Here is a 16,261-nt window from a genome sequence, read left to right as displayed (position 1 = left end):
GGCGTTCGGCCGCGGCGCGCCCCGTTCACGGCGTTCCGCTCGGCTGTCTGCAAGGCGCGCGTCACGCATGCTCGACGACGCTCGCGCTCGTCGGGCGCCTGATGCACGCTTCCGGGGATGGAACCGATCTACATCCTCGGGGGCGCGCAGACGGACTTCGCGATGAACTGGTCGCGCAAGGGGCTCGGCCTGTTCGACATGCTCGCTGCGGTCGTGCCCGCGGCGCTCGAGGACGCCGGGGTGAACCCGGAAGACGTCGACGCGTTCCACGTGGGCAACTTCGTGGGCGAGCTCTTCGCCGGGCAGGGACAGCTGGCCGGGATGGTCGCCGCGCTGCACCCCGGGCTCGACGGAAAGCCGGGAAGCCGACACGAGGCCGCGTGCGCGTCGGGCAGCATGGCCGCGCTGGGGGCCATGCACGCCATCCGCGCGGGCGACGCGCGCTGCGCGCTGGTGGTCGGCGTCGAGCAGATGCGCAACGTACACGGCGACGTCGCCGCGTCGCATCTTGGCGCAGCCGCGTGGGTCGGTCGCGAAGCCGAGGGCGTGAAGTACGTCTGGCCCGCCATGTTCTCGTCGCTCGCGGACGAGTACGACGCGCGCTACGGCCTCGACCGCGCGCACCTCGTCGCGCTGGCCTCCAGCTTCTTCGCCAACGCGAAGCGCAACCCCAACGCCCAGACGCGCGGGTGGTCGCTGGACGAGCTCAGCTACGCCGAGTCCGACGAGAAGAACCCGGTGGTGCACGGGCGCATCCGCAAGCACGACTGCTCGCAGGTCACCGACGGCGCCGCGGCCATCGTCCTCGCGAACGGAGCGTTCGTTTCGTTGCTGGGACGCACGCGCCGGCCGGCACGCATCGCGGGGCACGGACACCGCACCAGCACGCTGCGCTACGAGGACAAGGTCGCGGCCTCACGCAGCGAGCCTTACGTGTTCCCGCACGTGCGCGGCGCCATCCTCGACGCGTTCGGTCGTGCGGGCATCGCCGGCGCGAGCGCGCTGCACGCCATCGAGACGCACGACTGCTTCACGCCCACGGCGTACATGGCCATCGATCACTTCGGGCTGACCCCACCCGGACGCAGCTTCGAAGCCATCGAGCGCGGCGACGTCGCCTTTGGAGGGCGCGTCCCGCTGAACCCGAGTGGCGGCCTGATGGGTGTCGGTCATCCCGTCGGCGCCACCGGCGTGCGCATGCTGCTCGACGCCGCCAAGCAAGTCGGGGGCCGTGCAGGCGACTACCAGGTCGAGGGCGCCCGCCGGGTCGCGACGCTGAACATCGGCGGCAGCGCGACGACCACGGCGTGCTTCGTGGTGGAGGCCGCGTAGCGCTTGCTTCTCAGACGGACCCATGAAGGAACCCAGTGCACACCTCCTCGAGTCCATCCGGTTTGCCGTCTGGTCGGGCTTCTACGCACCCGAAGAGCTTCGGGACATCGCAGACGAGGTTTGGGAAGACGACCTCGACGAAGATGCATTGCGATCTGCCGTCGCGCTGGAGTTCGAACGTAAGGCTCAGGCTGAACGCGCGTGGCCCGCAGTGACCGACTGCGACAGGCTCGACGCCGCCTTCGAATCCGCCGAGCGCGATGGATTCATCACGCTCCAGAACGCTGGCTACACGCAGTCGGACGGTCTCGCGGAGGTCCTCGCGCTTCGAAACGAGCGTGGTGGCTCGGCACTCCGCTACTGCTTCTATCACGGGCAGGATCTCGAACGTGCCCTCGAAGGGGATGGCTTGCTGATCGCGTTCGGCGCCTTCTTCGACGACGCGATGGTGATCGACGCGGGGGAACGTCTCGTATCCATCCTCGAGCGCGCCGGGCTCGACGTAGCGTGGGACGGGGACCCGGAACAACGCATCTTGCTTCCGAACGTTGCATGGATGCGCAGGACGCCGCGCTAGCGCATGCGTCGTGGGGGTGCTCTTTGCGGTGCCCGCCGCAGGGTCTACGCTTCGCAAGCATGGACCCCGATGACGCGGGACGAGACGACGCGGCGGCCGCGTTCGACGAGTTGCTCGGCGCGCTCGAGGAGTTCTTGGCGCAGTGTCCGGCTTTCGAGGACGTGGAGTTCGCGGCGGCGATCAACGATGCGATGCAGGAGCTGGACCCGGAGGAGTTCGACCTGTGGGGTCTGATGACCGAGGTGCTGCGCGCGTTGTCTGCCGACCTCTTTGCGCAGGTGCTCGATGCAGCGGAGCGCGACGTGGCGCTCCATGCCGCGTTGCTCGCGGTGGATGAGGAGGGGGCCAGCGAGCGATTCTCGGGTCCATCGGCTTCGGGCGGCCTCCTCCGCGCAGTCTACGCCGTGAGGGGCTACACGCCGCGACGCGCACGGACGAGCTGCGCGGCTCGCTCGAAGTCCCACCCCACCACGGGGCGATGCGGCGGCCCCACGTTCCACGAGTCGTAGCGCACGAGCTGCCCGAACCCTTCGACGAGCTCGACCAGCGGCGCGGTCCCACCGAACGGGCCCGCGAAGGGGTCGTAGGTGAGCACGGCGTGCTCCTCGCTCACGCGCGTGAGCCTCTCGAGCATGTACTCGGCGCGGTAGATCCCGGCGATGACAGCGTCGAACGGCCACGGGCCCGGGACTTGGAAGATGGGGTCACCACGGCGCGCGGGCTCGGTCAGCTCCCACAAGCGCTGGTGTGTGCGGCCCTCTTCGCCGTCCCGGTCGAAGGCCGACGCGAAGTGCGCCAGGGCCTCGGTGTCGAGGAGCGATCGCCAACGCGGGTCGTTGGGCTCGACGACCTCTTCGTCCTCTTCGTCCTCTTCGTCCTCGTCGTCGGTGTGGAACTGCGCGCGCTTCAGTTGCGCGAGCGCGGCGAACATGTGCTGGAGCGCGGCGAAGCGTGCCGGGGCGCGGACCTCGATGTCGAGGCGGAAAGGGTGGCCGTGGTCCGTCATCGATGCGAGGCCGAGCGTACCGGTGTTCCGTGGAACGCGCCGCCCGTCGCCGCGCATCCGGAACGGCGTTCGGGAGAAGGGAGCCCTCGAGGCTCGGTCCCAACACCGGCGCGTGCGGATCGAGGGGCGGGCAGACCCACTCGCGTCCCGGGCACAGGCTGGCCCCAGTGGTTGACACCTCGGCGGCTGGCGAGCGATATCGGCCGTGTGAGCGCCCCCCGCCCCGGCATCGAGGCTCAACGAGAGCAGATCCTGTCGACGACGCTCGAGCTCCTCGGCGAGCACGGGCCCGAGGACTTGACGCCGCAGATCATCGCGGAGGCTGCAGGGGTGTCGCGTGCCACGTTCTACCGCGCGTTCACCGGAGTCGAAGCCATCGTCGACACGCTCCATCGGCGCTACGCGGAGCGCGTGGCCAGCCGTCTCGAGGAAGCCCTCCAGTCCAGCGACGAGCCCTGGCTCGAGGCCATCGTCGGGCGGGTGATGGACGATGCCGCGGCGGAGCGAGGCCTCATCATCGCGATGTTCCGGGAGGAGGTCCGCCCGGGGAGCGCGGCGCTGGCTGTCCGGGACGCACGCGTCGAGCGGCAGGTGGCGCAGATCGCCCGGTGGTGGCGCGAGCGGACTGGGCTCCGCGAGGACAAGGCCATCATTCGCTCGTTCATCATTCTCTTGCAGGGGGTCGGCCTCCACGTGGCGCTCCATCCAGCGCTGAGCGCGGCCGAGAGGCGCCGGCTGCGGAGCGCCATGATGCTGATGATCTCCTCCACGATGGAGGAGTACACGCGTCGCCAGTAGGCGATCCGTCGCCTGTCCCGCTGGGCAGCGTGGCGCCCGTGTAGACGGCTTGGGGGAGAGTGTTCGCGCAGAGCGCCGCCGATGCGCGTTCCGTCGGGGATGAAATTCACCAAGGCGAGGAATTGTGAGACGTGTTGACTCGTTGTTAATGAGACACAGTGCCTTATTGAGTCGAGCTGCGCTCGACAAGGAGTCTCATGCAACGTGCTCTCATGATCTCGCTGACCCTCGTGGGCGGCTGCGCCCTCTTCGGTTGTGATGACCCGCCACCCGCCTGCGAACGCGGCGACTGCATGGCGGATGGCGGCCCGCCGGACGGTGGCGCGCCAGACGCGTCGGTGTCGCCCGACCTCGGGACGGACCAAGGCGCGGACGGTGGCGGCGACGCGGGCTCGCCCGACCTGGGCTCGGACCAGGGGCTGGACGAAGGCCTCGACGCGGGCCCTCCCGATGAGGACGCCGACACCGTGCCCGACGCCTTCGACAACTGCCCGCGCGTGGCGAACACCGACCAGGTCGACACGGACGATGACGGCGATGGCGACGCGTGCGACGACGACGACGACGACGACGGCGTGGATGACACGTCCGACAACTGCCCCGTCACCGCCAACCTGGACCAAGCGGACGGCGACGCTGACGGCGTGGGGAACGCGTGTGACAACTGCGCCGCCCTCGCCAACGCGGCGCAGTCCGACGACGACGGTGACGGACGGGGCGACCTCTGCGACGACGAGGTCGTGGACTCGAGTGCGGTGCTGTTCGTCCCGCTGGGCGCCGAGCACGAGACGCACGGCACGCGCTGCTACACCGCGTCGGTCCGCATCCTGGGTGCGCTGCGCATCACGCCTCACGATGCGGCGGTCGATGGTACGGGCCGGCTGTTCGTCCATGCGCCCGATGTCCATGTGGGACCCAGCGCAGTCATCGATGGTGCTGGGCGTGGATTCGCGGGAGGGGCCGCGTACCCGGCACGCGGCGTAGGCGGTCACGTGGGCGCTGGTCCCGGGGCGGGGTGCGGCGGAGCGGCCGGCTCACTGGTTCCGAACGGGGGTGGGGGCGGCGCCTATGGCGGAGCTGGCGGCAACTCGATGGACGGCTATGCCCAGGCGGGGAATGCATGCGCGCAGTGCGACGTGCCGGGAGCGGCTGTCTGCCACGCGCCGGGGGGGAGCGTGTATGGCACGGCGACCGGCGTGGACCTCGCGCCCGGCTCCGGGGGCGGTGCCGCGGGCAACGGGAGCGCGTGCATCGATGGCGCGTCGGGCGCACGTGGAGGGGCAGCGCTGATCCTGGTGGCGGACACCGCCGTCACACTCGAGGGCGCGATCGAGATGTCGGGCGGCGACGCCCCGCCCGCGACGATCCCGAGCGGCTGCACCTCGGGCTATGCGACGGGAGGGGGCGGAGGAGCCGGCGGCGGTGTGCTCCTCGCTGCGCCGGTGATCTCGGGCGGAGGCTCGATCACCGCGCGCGGTGGAGACGGCGCCGACTCTCCGGGTGACGGCACTTGGGGCTTTGGCGCGGGCGGGGGCGGCGGTGGACGTGTGAAGCGCTTCGGAGACACGGCCGGTCACACCGGCGTGGTCGACGTGTCGGGAGGCTCCTACGGTGTCGGCACCGTGTCTCCCACGTGGGACGGGAATGCGGGGGAGGCAGGGACGACGCACGCCGACGTCACGCCCCCTGCGCTGGACTCGCTGGGCTTCGGGGCGTGCTCCTGATCCGCTCGGTTCGGAGACCGCCCCGGGACGAGCAGCCAACCGTCGTCGTGTGCGGTACCGCCGCTGCTCGGGTGCGCGGTCACTCCGTCGCGGGTATCGCTACGCCGGAGCCAGAGGACGGCGCCGGCGCGGCGCTCGCGGCCGAGAGCGTGAGGCGCAGCGTGATCCGGATGGGTCGTTGCAGCTCGGGAGGCTGTCCATCGAGCGCGACCTCCACGTCACTGTCGTCGATCGGCGTCCCACTGGGACGGCGGCGCACATCGAGCCGCGTGCGCGCCAGCTCGCGTTGCACGCATCTCGCTACTGCTGCGGGAAGGGAGCCCCCGGGTGCGCGCCGGACTCGTACGCCGGTGAGTCGGCCCGTACGCACCAGCGACATGCGCACCTCGAGGACGCCTGCCGTGGCGTCCTCGGGCGTGAAGGCGGGCGCGTAGCAGCGCTCGCGCACGACGGGGCCCAGCTGACTCGTGCGCGACCGCAGCCACGCGTTGTCGAGCGGCTCGCGCCCGACCGTGAATGTGATGTCGCTCACGCTCACCAGCGGGGTCGTGTGCTGCGCGAGCGCGCCGCCGGCGACCACGAGCAGCGATGTCGCGGCCACCAGCGAAAGGGCGAACGAGGGGCGGAGCGGCCGATGCATCAGATCGTGGGTACCACGCAGCCGTCGCTTCCTCCAAGGTCCGTCGGGGTGAGGCGAGGTGGTCGCCGCCTCCGTCCCCAGAACAGTGTATCGTCGGCCCATGGTTCGGCTCGCTACGACCCAACCCCGTGACCCGCCAAGCGGCCCCGAGCCTGTACGAGCGGCAGGGCGGGTCACGCCGACGAGCGCATGATCTCCAAGGAAGTCGCCAACCTCGCCGTGGACACGTCGGTGACCCCCGCCATCCGCGGGACGCTCATCGGGTCTTCGCTGCAGGCCATGCGCGAGCGTGACCTGAACGACGCGTACTTCGCCACGCTCGACCCCAGCTTCCACGAAGCCATCCGCACGTTCACGCCGCAGTCGTGGGTCGAGATGCCGCTGGCGCAGGCTCACTACCAGACCATGGACAAGCTCGTCCCACACGACGACGAGGTCGTGGCCATCGGGCGAGCCGTCGGGGACCGAGTGCAGAAGAGCTACATCGCCACCTTGATTCGTGGCCTCCGCGCGACCGGCGCCGTGGACCCGGTGCGCATCATGTCGCGCGCGCCGAGCATCTCGCAGCGCATCTTTCGCGGAGGCGGGCTGAAGGTCACGCAGACGGGGCCGAAGGACGTCGTCGTCGAGTTCCTGGCGGTCCCGCTGTGCAGCGTGCGCTACTTCCGCTGGGGGTTCGCGGGCGTCATCCAAGGGGGCCTGCAGCTCGTCACGCGCCAGGTGTACGTGAACCCGCGGCAGACCTCCGACAACAGCATGGTCTTGAAGGTCTCCTGGGTGTAGGCGCGCCGGGAACCGCGCGTCGGCCGCTCGCCCGTCTCGGCGATGTTGGCGACCGCGTCGCGCGCGACGCCGGACACCGCGACTCAGTCCGGCTGGAACAGCACGGTCTGCGTGCGGTCGTTGTCGTAGAACTGGTGCGCGCGGTCGAACGTGATGGCGCCGAAGGTGTTGATGGCGACGGCTACCACCCCGAGGGCGATGAAGCGCTTCCCGAAGCGCCTGCCGCCCAGCGCCAGCATCACCAGCAGCAGCGGCATGTAGTCGAGCGCGAAGCGGTAGCCGAACTGCACCCAGCCGCTGTTCTGGTACATGAGGTTCAGCACCACGACGGGGATGACGGCCAGCGTCAGCGCGCGCAGGGCCGGGCTGGTGCGTGCTGGCGACAACAGCATGAGCAGCGCGGGCGTGGTGACCCACAGCGCGAGCCCGTGCCGGCTGATGGTCAGGTGCGGCGGCTCGGCCGAGAGCCACGGGAGTGACGAGGTGAAGATGGCCAGGTTGCGCGCGACGTAGTGGTAGTTGAACAGGCCCCACTTATCGATGCGTCCGCGCCAGCCGATCTGGAGGTACGCGTGCCCGAACTCGAAGGGGTCGTCGAAGCGCGCCTCGTTCATCCACATGGCGAGCCCGCCACACACGAGGATGGGCGCGCTGAAGAGGGCGCCCAGGCGCAGCGCGCGCGGCCAGTCGACGTTGCGCAGCTGGGCCCAGAGCCTGTCCGCTTCCGGCGCGCCGGCTCCGGCCTCGCGCTGAGCCACGCGCACGATCTCGAGGGCCATGAAGATGGCCAGCAGCGCCGTCGTCGGGCGCGTGAGGAAGCACAGGCCCAGCATGAGCCCGGCCAGCACCGGCCGCCGCGCGCCGAACCCGAAATGGACGTACAGGCACAGCAGCGAGACGGCCACCACGTGCGCCGCGAACCACACCGTGCCCTGCACGGCCACAAAGAAGAACACGCTGCCGAACGCGAACAGCGCGGTCAGCAGCAGGTCGTCGCGCAGGGTGCGTTCGGTGACACCGTCTTCGCGCAGCCGCCGCAGCGTGATGAACAGCAGCATGGGCCCCAGCGCGGCGATCAGCGCCCAGAACAGTCGGTCTGGCGCGTCCACGCCCGCGACCGCGACGACCGGCAGCATGACCACGGCCGGGAAGGGCGGGAACGAGACGTACCACTTGTAGCGGCCCGGTGCGGCGCCCGGGAAGAAGAAGCCCGGCGGACACGGCCCGCGCAGCTCGGTGTCGTAGCAGGCCCAGTCGTTGGTCCCGGGGGGGCGCCCTTCGAGCGCGAGCCGGCCCTCGAGGAAGCCCTGCGCCAGGTGCGCGTAGTGGTTGTCGGGTGACGTCTCGAGGACGCGCGGCCCCAGCACGGCGCAGTACACGCCGGCGCACAGCACGTAGATGGCGAGGGGGAGGCGAGCGCGTTCGAAGCGGGTCACGAGGCCGCGCAGCATACACAACTCGTGGTCGGCGCGCCGCGCCCGCTCCAGCGTTCGCTCATGTAGCGCGGCGTCCTCATGTCGGCGTGGGAGCGCTCACCTGGCGAAATACTGAGACGGACGGACCCACTTCTTGCCCCGTGGCGACCGGAACCCCATCGACACCTGCTCCTCCTCACGGTCGCCGATCACGATGGTGCCGCGCTCGAGCCCGTCGGCGAAGCGCCCGAGGAAGGTCGCGAAGTCCGTCGCGATGAACACCAGGTCGATGTCGTCGCGTTGGATGAGCTGGCCGCTGTGACCCTCCGGGCCTGGAACCAGGTCCAGGGCGAGACGGTCGTAGGCCCAATCCGGACCCCCCGCGATGGGGACCTGACGCGGGTGGAAGTGCACCTGACGGACGCGGCGGCTCCGGTCCAGCCAGTCGTGCCGCCCCTCCGGGTCCTCCGCGTCCCAGTGCGCCCGGTCGTGCTCCCAGCACGCGGTGATGGACGCGAGGGACGCGAGGCGCGTGGCCCCTGGCAGCCAACACACGGGAGACGCGTCGTCCTGCCCGTCGTGCACGCGCAGTGACTCGCGGAACGCGTCGGGGAAGCGGAGCCCGAGCCGCGCTTCGGCTGCGAGGATCGCTTCTTCGCTCGCCCCCGGACGCAGCGCGAGGGGCGCGTCCGGGAGGTGCTCCGCGAACCACGCCTCGATGCGGCCCCAGATCTCGTCCATGGCGGGAGCCTAGCGCCAACGACACGGGCTTCACCAGCGAGCGCGAGCGTGAGCCCGTGCGTGGCGCCCTCCGTGCGCGACCTGTGCGCGCGACTACGGGGCGGCAAACGAGTACACATCCCAGCCGTGTCGGTGCGTGGCTGTAAGGGTTGAGGGGCGACGTGTACGTTGTATATTGCCGCCCACTGAGCCCGGCGGACAGGCAGCCCGGGCCGAGGAGACAGCACCGAAATGCGTGAATTCGACTACATCGTCGTGGGATCTGGGTCTGCTGGGGCCGTCATCGCCGCTCGCCTCGCGGAGGACCCCAGCGTGCGGGTGCTGCTGCTCGAGGCCGGCGGTTCGGACCGGCAGAAGATCATTCAGGTGCCCGGCATGATCTCGCTCCTACACCAGGTGAAGGAGCTGAAGGAGAAGGTCGACTGGGGCTACAAGGCCGAGCCCTCGCCGTTCATGAACGGCCGCCAGGTGCCCCAGACGCGGGGCAAGGTCGTGGGCGGCTGCAGCTCGGTCAACGGCATGCTCTACCTGCGCGGCAACAAGGCCAACTACGACAAGTGGGCCGAGATGGGCGCCGACGGCTGGGACTACGAGGGCGTGCTGCCCTACTACAAGGCCTTCGAGGACCACCCCGACGGGCCCAACCCGTGGCACGGCACGGGCGGCCCCGTGAAGATCGGCAAGCACGACGAGAGCTCGATCAGCCCCGTGTCGCGCGCCTTCATCGACGCCGTGACCGACGTGACGGGTGTGCCGCGCACCGACGACTTCAACGGCAAGGAGCAGCACGGCCCCTCGCTGTACCAGATGAACTGCCGTGACGGCCTCCGCTACGGCACCGGCGAGGCCTTCGTCGAGCCCGCCAAGAAGCGCCCCAACTTCACCATCGAGACCGGCGCCATCGCGCGCAAGCTGGTGTTCGAGGGCAAGCGCTGCGTCGGCGTGCGCTACCGCCAGGAGCGCGCGCTGCTGACGGCGCGGGCCACGCGCGAGGTGATCCTCTCGGCCGGCGCCGTGGGCTCGCCGCACCTGCTGCTGCTGAGCGGCATCGGGCCCGCCGCGCACCTCAAGGAGCACGGCATCGACGTGCTGCACAACCTGCCGGGCGTCGGTCAGAACCTGCACGACCACCTGTTCGTGCCCGTCACCTACCGCGCGCCCACCAGCGGTCACCGCGGCTCGCCGGGGCACTTCTTCGCGGGCATGTTCCGCGAGCTCGCGCTGGGCGCCGTGGGGCGCGGTGGCACCTGGTTCGGCAAGACCGTGTTCGAGTCGGGCGCGTTCCTCAAGAGCAGCCCGGACCAGCCCATCCCCGACATCCAGTTCCACACGCTGCCGTGGGGCTACCCCGACCCCAACCAGGACGGCCCCGACCGTCCGCACGTGGACGACGGCTACTGCTTCACCATCATGCCCACGCTCATCTACCCGAAGAGCCGCGGCGAGGTGAAGCTGCGCAACAGCGACCCCGAGGGCGCGCCCATCTTCGACCCGCGCTACCTCGAGCACCCGGACGACCTCAAGCTGCTGGTGCGGGCCATCCGCCTCGGCCGCGAGATCATGCGCAGCCCGAAGGTGGCGAGCCTGCTCGGCGAGGAGCTGGCGCCCGGCGTGCACGCGCAGACCGACGAGGCGTTGGCCGACGAGGTGCGCCTGCGCGCGACCACCGTGTACCACCCGGTCGGCACGTGCCGCATGGGCAAGGACGAGAACGCGGTCGTGGACCCGCTGTGCCGCGTGCACGGCATCGAGGGCCTGCGCGTCGCCGACGCGTCGATCATGCCGCAGATCACGGGCGGCAACACCAACGCTCCGTGCTTCATGATCGGCGAGAAGGCGGCCGCGCTCATCAAGCAGGGCTGAGCGCGAGCGGGGAGAGCAGGCGCGCCCCATCGGCGCGCTCGCTCACTGCCCACAGGCCGTGGTGCGATTGGGCTACAGGTCCTCGAACGCGAGCCGGGGTGGTGCGCCGTTGGCCGGCGTCCACGTCGGCGCCACGAGCTCGGGGGTGTTGGTGCCGACCGTGAGCTGCGCCGAGGTGAGCCCCACGCACTCGGTGCGGCCCCCGCCTGGCGCACTCTCGCCCGAGGTGTCCGTGTCCCAGTAGCAGCCGCTGCCTACCCACGTGCCACCGCAGCCGGTGTAGCCGCCCCAGCAGGCGAACAGGCCATCCGTCACGGTCTCCTCCGCCGCGGGCGGCTCGTCCGCCGTAATGGTGCCACCGAAGTAGACGCGCTCGAAGCGCACCTGCGTCCCGTAGCGGGGCTCGGTCACCGCGCCCGCGGCGCGATAGCTCTGGTCCGCCAAGAGGCCCCCTGGATCAATGGGGAACGTGAAGTCCAGCGTGAGCGCCATGTCGGCGTAGGCGTCGGCCAGGAGCCCCCCGGCGAGCGCGCCGAGCAACCCCGAGACGTGCAGGCCGCCCGTGGCGCTCCCGTGCACCGCGACCTCGCGCAGCGTGCCGAGCGTCAGGCGCACGGCGCCCGCGGCGTCCTTCGCGGCGTCGAGCGTCGCGTCCACACGTACTCGGCGTACGGTTCCGGCTTGCTGTACCCAGTCGGCGAAGCCGCTCGCGTTGAACCCGCTGACCGCGCCCTCGAACGAGACGTCTTCGACCGTCCCCCGCACGAACGTCCCCACCAGACCGCTGGCGGGCGTGTCGCTGCCGGTGGAGGTCACCGTGCCGCTGACGTGCACGTCGCGCACCGTGCTGGGCCGCGTGCCGCTCGGGATCGTCCGTAGGCTCAACTCGAGTGCCAAGCCCGCTGCTGGGCCCGCGTGCGTGACCTCGAGCTGCGTGATGCGCAGGTCCGTGAGGGTGGCGCCGTTGAGCTCGTCGAACGGCGCGCCGGCCGCCGCTGCGGGGGCGATGGTGACGTGGCTCAGCGTGTGGCCGCCTCCGTCGAGCGTGCCACGGAAGTCCGCAATCGGCGTATAGGTTACGCCGCTGAAGTCGAGGTCCGCCGTGAGCCGATAGTGCGCATCTGGATCTTCGTCGAGGGCCATCCACTGGCTCGTCGCGCAGATCGTGAATGGGTCGGCCGCGCTGCCCGCGCCTCCCCCGAAGGGCGCGCCGTTCGGCGCGCAGGGCGGCTCGGCACCACCGTCGACGTCCGCGTCGGCGCCTGGCAGCGCGCCATCGAGAGGCACGCTGCTGTCGTGTTCGCCTGCGTCCACGCTACCCGCGTCGGGGGTGCCCGAACCGCCATCATCTCCGCAGCCGGCAACCGTGCCGAGGACGAGCAGGGCGAGCGCGGCATGGTTCCGCGCGCGCGCTGTGGGGCAGGGGCCGTGAGGAGGAAGCTCGGTATTCCAGAACGACATGTCAGAGGGCCTCGGTCGAGAGCGTCGGAAAGAGGCTGTCGAGCGCCCCGCTGGGAGCTGCGGTGCTCCGGTAGTGCTCGTCGAAGGCGTTGCGCGACTGGCAGCTCCACATGCCGCCGATCTCCTGAAGGTAGTGGACGGTCCCACGGGGGCTCGGCGTCTCGTTGGCCACACGGTACGCGGCACGCATCGCGCGGGGCGCGCGGGTCAACCTCCTCGGACAGCTGCGATAGGCGGTCGCCGCCTCGATTAGCAGGAGGTCCCCGGCCGCGAAGGAACCCTCGAGCGCGAGCGGGGTCTCGCACGACCCATCGGCGAAGATGCGCTCCCACACGGGCTGCACGCTCCTGGGCGGAGCGGCGTACAGCGCGCCGTCGAAGTCCACGACCTGCGCAGCGGCGCCGCCCACGACGACCGACATCTCGGTGGGCTCGAGCGAGCCGCGGGGGATGATGGGTAGCTCGGCGGCCGTCAGGTAGTGCTCGTGCTGGGTCCCGGTGCCGACGCCAGGGCGCAGGGTGAGCAACGGCTGCGCGGACAGGTCCGCGGCGGGCCCGCCCAGCACGTAGACGCGCTGGTTCGGACCGACCGTCCGCAGCACGCCACCTGCGTCGCAGTACTGTGTCTGCACGGCGGTGATGCGGCGGAAGTGCGAGCTGTTCTGCGGGATCTGGGGCGGGAGGATCACCACCTGCACGAAGGCGGGCGCGGGGTCGACCAGCTCGGCGACGAAAGCGTTCGCGAACTGCTGGCCCTGAACGGCGCAGTCGTAGCGCTCGTAGGACGTGATGCTCGCGCTGAAGGGGTTCTGCGGCACGAGGCGCAGCTCGTAGGTGGTCTGGCCGTTGCCGTCGGTGCCGGTCGGGATGGACGCCACCAGCGCCGGGCGGTTGGCGACGCGGTCGTAGAGCTCGACGCCGATGGAGCTTCCGTCCGTTCCGTGCAACACGCGCACGCCCACGGCCGTGTCGATGGCGTGCACGGTCGCATCGGCCTCCGGGAACTGCACGAACGTGCTCAGCGGGACGGCGGTGAGCCGCTGCAGCGCATAGCCCCCGGGGACCGTCGCCGCGTCGCAGGTTCCGCCGAAGCTCGCGTACCACACGTCGGGCTGGGCCGCGGCGGTCATCTCGTACGGATCGTTGCTGCGGAACTGCGCGTAGCTCGCCCCGCTACAGCCGGTCTCCAGCAGCACGGCGGGCATGGTGCAGGCGTCGTCGAGGTACGCGAACCCGCCCGCGGCTTCGATGTCGACCACCTCGGGGATGCAGTAGTGCTCCCCGTCGGTCGCACGACGCACGCCACAACGCACGCCCAGCAGCGTGTCCTGGAACCACGCGATGGCGCTGTTGTCGTTGGGGTCGGTCACGGCGAGCGCCTCGAGCCGCGTGCCGGACTGGTTGTACGTGGTGTACGTCGCGGGCATCCACGGCGGGCCCGCGTCGGGTGCGACGCCGTGGTCGCTCGCGCCCTGGTCGTTCCCCGCATCGAGCCCGGTGGCGAGGTCCATCGCGGAGCCCGTGTCCACCTGGGCGTCTGTGGGCACACCGCCGTCGGAGCCCGGCGGGTTGTCCGCGGGAGAGCCACAGCCGGGCGCTGTGGCGGAGAGGATGAGCGACGCGCGCAACGCGGCGCGCAACGTCTTCTGGATACGAGACGAGGTCATGCAGGAGTCCTTCGAGAGCGGCCATGGGCGCACGCGGTCACGCGCGGATTGGCACTCACCAATCCCTGCAACCTACGCGCTGCGCGGAAGGGCTCCCCTAGGAAAAATTACGAGACCGCCGGGGCGTCGTGCGCATCGTCCGGCAGCGGCGCGATGACCGCCTCCAGCTCTTCGAGGGCGTCGCGCGCGTACAGGGCCAGGCGCTGCATGTGCGGCAGCGCGTCGCGGTCCGCGGTGAAGCCGAAGTTGAGCGTGTCCACGTAGGTCACCACGGTGATGTTCAGCGCGTAGCCGTGGAAGGGGATCGACAGGGGGTAGTACGCGTCCAGCCGGTGCCCGCGGAAGTAGAGGTGCTTGCGCGGGCCGGGCACGTTCGACACCACCACGTTGAACGCGGGGCGTACGCGCTCGGCGGCCCCGGGGATCTGCGAGAACAGCACCGGCGCAATGATGGCCGCGCTGTACTGCAGCACCGCGTTCTGCGAGAGGCCGGCCAGCTGCTCCTTGGCGGCGCGCGTGGACGCGACGATGGCGCGGAAGCGGTCGAGGGCGTCGTCGAAGTCCGTCGCGAGCGTGGCCAGCACCGCCCCCACCGCGTTGCCGCCGCCCGGGTCGTCCTTGGGTCGCGTGTTGACGGGGATCATGGCCGTCATCGGATCGGTCGGCAGCATGTCGAGGTCCACCAGCAGACGGCGCAGCGCGCCGGCGCAAAGGGCGAGCACGACGTCGTTCATGGTGCCGTCCAGCCGCCGCGCGACCTGGCGCAGGCGCTCGGTCTCGAACTGCTGGGTGGCGAAGCGTCGGTTGCGACCGATGGCGCGGTTCACCACCGAGCGCGGCGCCTCGCGCGGCGCGATCAGGTCGCGCTCGTGGCGGCGCCCCGCGCGGATCACGCGGCCGAGGGCGTTCGCGGCCGCGCGCGTGCCGCTCCACTCTTCACGCGCGCGCTCCATCAGAGCGGCCAGCGTGGGCGCCACCTCCTCGCGGTTCGACTTGCGCTCGGGGGTGCCGCGCTCGAAGAACATCGGCGTGTCGCGCTCGCTCGCGTCGCTCGACAGGCAGCGCGACAGGAGCTTCATGCCGGTGTAGCCGTCGACCAACGAGTGGTGGACCTTGAAATACATGGCGAAGCGTCTGTCGCCGAGGCCCTCGATGAAGTGCACCTCCCAGGGCGGCCGGTGGAAGTCGATGGAGTGGCTGTGCAGTCGCGACACGAGGATGCCCAGCTCACGCTCGCCCCCTGGCCGCGGCAGCGCGCTGCGTCGCACGTGGTACTCCGCGTCGAAGCGCTCGTCCTCCACCCAGGCTTGCAGCGGGTTCGCGAGCATCTCGGGGTAACGCAGCTTGAGGTTCCACGGGTGCGCGATGTTCGCGTCGCGCTTGATCTCGTCCATCAGGTGCACGAGGAAGTCTTCGTGTCCGCCCCCCTCGGGTACCGTGAATTGCATCAGCGCGCCCACGTGCATCATCGACTCGCGCGTCTCGGCGGCGAGGAACGAGAGGTCGAGCGGACCGAGGCGCTTCTGGTATGGCATGGGCACATCCTACACTGCACCATGGGCGCGATGCTGCAGACCTTCGCCAACGTCATCACGCCCGAGGAGCAGGCCGAGCTGTGCGGCATCGCGCGCGAGACCGCGTTCGTGTCCGGGGTGGGTAGCGCCAGCCCGCGCCTCGCGGGGGTCAAGCACAACGAGCAGATGGCGCAGGGCGACCCGTCCATCGCGCGCGTGGCCCGCATCGTCGGCGTCGCGCTGGGCCGGCACTCCGCGTTCCGTGCGGCGACGCTGCCGCGGCAGATGCACTCGCTGCGCCTCTCGCGCTACTCCGCCGGCATGCACTACGGCAAGCACGTGGACGCAGCCGTGATGGTCGACGGGGCCGTGCACGCGCGCGCCGATCTCTCCTTCACGCTCTTCCTCAGTGACCCCGCGAGCTACGCGGGGGGCGAGCTGAGCCTCGAGACCGGCAGCGGCGACGCCCGCTTCAAGCTCCCAGCCCGGCACCTGCTGTGCTACCCCACGGGGCAGCTGCACGAGGTGCGCGAGGTCACCGAGGGGGAGCGCCTGGTGGTCATCGGCTGGGTGCAGAGCCTGGTGCGCGACCCGCAGCAGCGCGAGACCCTGTGGGACCTGAGCGTGGCCATGGAGCTGGTGCACGCGTCCGAAGGGAAGAGCCGCGCCTACGACCTGCTGGTCAAGAGCCACGCCAACCTGCTGCGGCAGTGGGGCGAGGTCTGAGGCCGCCCGGCGGCG

Annotated in this window: 14 protein-coding genes and 1 pseudogene; 8 read left to right on the top strand and 7 right to left on the bottom strand. The window is 70.7% G+C overall.

The window, feature by feature from the left end; translation table 11 throughout:
- The first annotated feature begins 117 nt into the window (after window positions 1-117).
- From H6726_07945 to H6726_07935, 3 genes are read left to right on the top strand one after another with little or no spacing between them, the layout of a single operon-like run.
- Window positions 118-1,332 carry a thiolase domain-containing protein gene (locus tag H6726_07945; GenBank protein MCB9657561.1) on the top strand — a complete coding sequence of 405 codons (1,215 nt, stop codon included), beginning with the start codon at window positions 118-120 and terminating at the stop codon, window positions 1,330-1,332.
- A 22-nt stretch (window positions 1,333-1,354) separates the two neighbouring features.
- Window positions 1,355-1,909, top strand: coding sequence for a hypothetical protein (locus tag H6726_07940; protein ID MCB9657560.1), 555 nt, complete (start codon window positions 1,355-1,357; stop codon window positions 1,907-1,909).
- Window positions 1,910-1,968: 59 nt separating this feature from the next.
- Window positions 1,969-2,418 carry a hypothetical protein gene (locus H6726_07935; protein MCB9657559.1) on the top strand — a complete coding sequence of 150 codons (450 nt, stop codon included), beginning with the start codon at window positions 1,969-1,971 and terminating at the stop codon, window positions 2,416-2,418.
- On the opposite strand, the gene H6726_07930 is transcribed toward H6726_07935, so the two are convergent.
- On the bottom strand, window positions 2,322-2,915 hold the full coding sequence (locus H6726_07930) for a hypothetical protein (protein MCB9657558.1): 594 nt from the start codon (window positions 2,913-2,915) through the stop codon (window positions 2,322-2,324). The two genes, H6726_07935 and H6726_07930, sit on opposite strands and share 97 nt — an antisense overlap.
- A gap of 207 nt (window positions 2,916-3,122) precedes the next feature.
- Between H6726_07930 and H6726_07925 the strand changes: the two genes are divergently transcribed.
- Together H6726_07925 and H6726_07920 are read left to right on the top strand one after the other, a co-directional pair.
- Window positions 3,123-3,713, top strand: a complete 591-nt coding sequence (locus H6726_07925) for a TetR/AcrR family transcriptional regulator (protein MCB9657557.1) — start codon at window positions 3,123-3,125, stop codon at window positions 3,711-3,713.
- A 197-nt stretch (window positions 3,714-3,910) separates the two neighbouring features.
- Window positions 3,911-4,450, top strand: a pseudogene (locus H6726_07920) (thrombospondin type 3 repeat-containing protein).
- 1,066 nt (window positions 4,451-5,516) lie between these two features.
- Here the strand turns inward: H6726_07920 and H6726_07915 are convergent.
- A complete protein-coding gene (locus H6726_07915) occupies window positions 5,517-6,077 on the bottom strand; it encodes a hypothetical protein (GenBank protein MCB9657556.1) in 561 nt (186 codons plus the stop codon).
- A 189-nt stretch (window positions 6,078-6,266) separates the two neighbouring features.
- On the opposite strand from H6726_07915, the gene H6726_07910 reads away from it, so the two are divergent.
- The gene (locus H6726_07910) at window positions 6,267-6,860 is read left to right on the top strand and encodes a DUF2378 family protein (protein ID MCB9657555.1); all 594 of its coding nucleotides are present in this window, start codon (window positions 6,267-6,269) and stop codon (window positions 6,858-6,860) included.
- Window positions 6,861-6,943: 83 nt separating this feature from the next.
- Here H6726_07910 and H6726_07905 read toward each other — a convergent pair whose 3' ends face one another.
- Both H6726_07905 and H6726_07900 read right to left on the bottom strand, forming a co-directional pair.
- Window positions 6,944-8,296, bottom strand: a complete 1,353-nt coding sequence (locus H6726_07905) for a hypothetical protein (protein ID MCB9657554.1) — start codon at window positions 8,294-8,296, stop codon at window positions 6,944-6,946.
- A 96-nt stretch (window positions 8,297-8,392) separates the two neighbouring features.
- On the bottom strand, window positions 8,393-9,016 hold the full coding sequence (locus tag H6726_07900) for an SMI1/KNR4 family protein (protein ID MCB9657553.1): 624 nt from the start codon (window positions 9,014-9,016) through the stop codon (window positions 8,393-8,395).
- Between the two features lie 231 nt (window positions 9,017-9,247).
- On the opposite strand from H6726_07900, the gene H6726_07895 reads away from it, so the two are divergent.
- The gene (locus H6726_07895) at window positions 9,248-10,879 is read left to right on the top strand and encodes a GMC family oxidoreductase N-terminal domain-containing protein (protein MCB9657552.1); all 1,632 of its coding nucleotides are present in this window, start codon (window positions 9,248-9,250) and stop codon (window positions 10,877-10,879) included.
- A gap of 72 nt (window positions 10,880-10,951) precedes the next feature.
- Here H6726_07895 and H6726_07890 read toward each other — a convergent pair whose 3' ends face one another.
- The 3 genes from H6726_07890 to H6726_07880 all read right to left on the bottom strand — a co-directional run bounded on the left by H6726_07890 (window position 10,952) and on the right by H6726_07880 (window position 15,541).
- Window positions 10,952-12,340 (bottom strand): hypothetical protein, encoded by a 1,389-nt coding sequence (locus H6726_07890; protein ID MCB9657551.1) that lies wholly within the window; start codon window positions 12,338-12,340, stop codon window positions 10,952-10,954.
- A gap of 1 nt (window position 12,341) precedes the next feature.
- Window positions 12,342-14,006 (bottom strand): hypothetical protein, encoded by a 1,665-nt coding sequence (locus H6726_07885; GenBank protein ID MCB9657550.1) that lies wholly within the window; start codon window positions 14,004-14,006, stop codon window positions 12,342-12,344.
- A gap of 107 nt (window positions 14,007-14,113) precedes the next feature.
- Entirely contained in the window at window positions 14,114-15,541 is a 1,428-nt protein-coding gene (locus H6726_07880; protein ID MCB9657549.1) for a wax ester/triacylglycerol synthase family O-acyltransferase, read from the bottom strand.
- Window positions 15,542-15,562: 21 nt separating this feature from the next.
- Here H6726_07880 and H6726_07875 point away from each other — a divergent pair, with 21 nt between their 5' ends.
- Window positions 15,563-16,246 carry a Fe2+-dependent dioxygenase gene (locus H6726_07875; protein MCB9657548.1) on the top strand — a complete coding sequence of 228 codons (684 nt, stop codon included), beginning with the start codon at window positions 15,563-15,565 and terminating at the stop codon, window positions 16,244-16,246.
- Window positions 16,247-16,261: the final 15 nt, after the last annotated feature.

Source organism: Sandaracinaceae bacterium (genome assembly GCA_020633055.1).
Taxonomy (GTDB): Bacteria; Myxococcota_A; Polyangia; order Polyangiales; family Houyiibacteriaceae; genus JADJJE01.
This window is presented reverse-complemented; position numbering and strand designations above follow the sequence as displayed.

What these genes read in the sequence shown, in the direction of transcription:
- H6726_07875 (MCB9657548.1), top strand. Translation starts at nt 15,563, where the DNA reads ATGGGCGCGATGCTGCAGACCTTCGCCAACGTCATCACGCCCGAGGAG.
- H6726_07900 (MCB9657553.1), bottom strand. Translation starts at nt 9,016, where the DNA reads ATGGACGAGATCTGGGGCCGCATCGAGGCGTGGTTCGCGGAGCACCTC.
- H6726_07940 (MCB9657560.1), top strand. Translation starts at nt 1,355, where the DNA reads ATGAAGGAACCCAGTGCACACCTCCTCGAGTCCATCCGGTTTGCCGTC.
- H6726_07885 (MCB9657550.1), bottom strand. Translation starts at nt 14,006, where the DNA reads ATGACCTCGTCTCGTATCCAGAAGACGTTGCGCGCCGCGTTGCGCGCG.
- H6726_07890 (MCB9657551.1), bottom strand. Translation starts at nt 12,340, where the DNA reads ATGTCGTTCTGGAATACCGAGCTTCCTCCTCACGGCCCCTGCCCCACA.
- H6726_07945 (MCB9657561.1), top strand. Translation starts at nt 118, where the DNA reads ATGGAACCGATCTACATCCTCGGGGGCGCGCAGACGGACTTCGCGATG.
- H6726_07935 (MCB9657559.1), top strand. Translation starts at nt 1,969, where the DNA reads ATGGACCCCGATGACGCGGGACGAGACGACGCGGCGGCCGCGTTCGAC.
- H6726_07910 (MCB9657555.1), top strand. Translation starts at nt 6,267, where the DNA reads ATGATCTCCAAGGAAGTCGCCAACCTCGCCGTGGACACGTCGGTGACC.
- H6726_07895 (MCB9657552.1), top strand. Translation starts at nt 9,248, where the DNA reads ATGCGTGAATTCGACTACATCGTCGTGGGATCTGGGTCTGCTGGGGCC.
- H6726_07930 (MCB9657558.1), bottom strand. Translation starts at nt 2,915, where the DNA reads ATGACGGACCACGGCCACCCTTTCCGCCTCGACATCGAGGTCCGCGCC.
- H6726_07880 (MCB9657549.1), bottom strand. Translation starts at nt 15,541, where the DNA reads ATGCCATACCAGAAGCGCCTCGGTCCGCTCGACCTCTCGTTCCTCGCC.
- H6726_07915 (MCB9657556.1), bottom strand. Translation starts at nt 6,077, where the DNA reads ATGCATCGGCCGCTCCGCCCCTCGTTCGCCCTTTCGCTGGTGGCCGCG.